The organism is Mycobacterium sp. E3298, from assembly GCF_001666895.1.
Taxonomy (GTDB): domain Bacteria; phylum Actinomycetota; class Actinomycetes; order Mycobacteriales; family Mycobacteriaceae; genus Mycobacterium.
Window position 1 is genome coordinate 1 of record NZ_LZJB01000594.1, and the last position, 1,005, is coordinate 1,005.

2 protein-coding genes are annotated in these 1,005 nt (G+C 68.7%); one reads left to right on the top strand and one right to left on the bottom strand.

Annotated features, from left to right (window positions below):
* On the bottom strand, positions 1 to 396 hold a 396-nt coding region (locus A9X05_RS27230; RefSeq protein ID WP_156737034.1), incomplete at its 3' end, for a DUF6636 domain-containing protein.
* A gap of 52 nt (positions 397 to 448) precedes the next feature.
* Here A9X05_RS27230 and A9X05_RS27235 point away from each other — a divergent pair.
* Positions 449 to 955, top strand: a complete 507-nt coding sequence (locus tag A9X05_RS27235; protein WP_156737036.1) for a hypothetical protein — start codon at positions 449 to 451, stop codon at positions 953 to 955.
* Positions 956 to 1,005 lie beyond the last annotated feature (50 nt).

Genomic DNA, 1,005 nt, shown 5'->3' on the forward strand with positions numbered 1-1,005 from the left:
ATCCCGCGACACCCGGAAGTAGTGCCCGGTGCTGCTGTCGGTGCACGTCATGCCCGACGGCTCGCTGTCGCAGGTGATCGTGCCCGCGGACTGGGTCTGGCCGTAGTCGAGGGTCGGCTCGCCGGCGAAGCGCAGGGTGTCGCCGTGGCAGTGGATGGCGGCCGGCTCGCCCAGGTTCAACACGAAGCGGTTGCCCCAGGCGAGATGCTTGCCGCACTCCGGTGGCGGCGGTGGCTGGTAGTCGAAGTCGCTGATGTCGCACGCCACACCGAAGCCGCCCAGGACGCAGTAGATGTTGCCGGACGGCGATTGAAAGTTCTGGGTGTCCGCGTGCGCGGTCGCCGGCATCACGGTGGCGGCCGCGACCGTCGCGGCGGCGACAGCGAGGGTCCTCATCATTTGCTGAGCGTAAGCCTGTGCGCCGGTGGACCGGACCGATAATCCCGAAATGAGTTTGCGCGGGGGCCTTCACCTGGCCGCCCAAAAGGATTACAACGTCATCATGAAGGCATCAATGGTCGCCGCGGTTCCGCTCCTGGCGGCCGCGACCGCGGTGGGCCCGGCGCACGCGGACCCGCTCTACCACTTCCAGTCGCCCTCGGGCGACGTCACCTGCGTGATGGCGGCTTTCGGTGGAGATGCGCCCCGCGCGTCCTGCGGCGTCATCGACCCCACCTACGTGATGCCGCCCCGCCCGCAGTCCTGCATGGGGGCCTTCGGCGACCAAGTCGACATCGTGCAGGGCAGCTCGCCGGCGATGGCCTGCCACACGGACACCACCCGCGGAGCCGGGCTGCCGACGCTGCAAGCCGGCGACACCCGTTCCGAGCCGACCCTCGACTACGGCCAACCCGCCGCCGTCACCTGCGACAGCGAGCCGTCGGGCATGACGTGCACCGACAGCAGCACCGGGCACTACTTCCGGGTGTCGCGGGAGGCATTCAACCTGAAGTAGCTAGTTCGACCGGTGCCTGAGCTCCTCGCGGGTGTGTTTCTCCACGAACA

Excerpts from the sequence above, each read along its gene's own strand:
- A9X05_RS27235 (WP_156737036.1), top strand. The coding sequence starts at position 449 with ATGAGTTTGCGCGGGGGCCTTCACCTGGCCGCCCAAAAGGATTACAAC.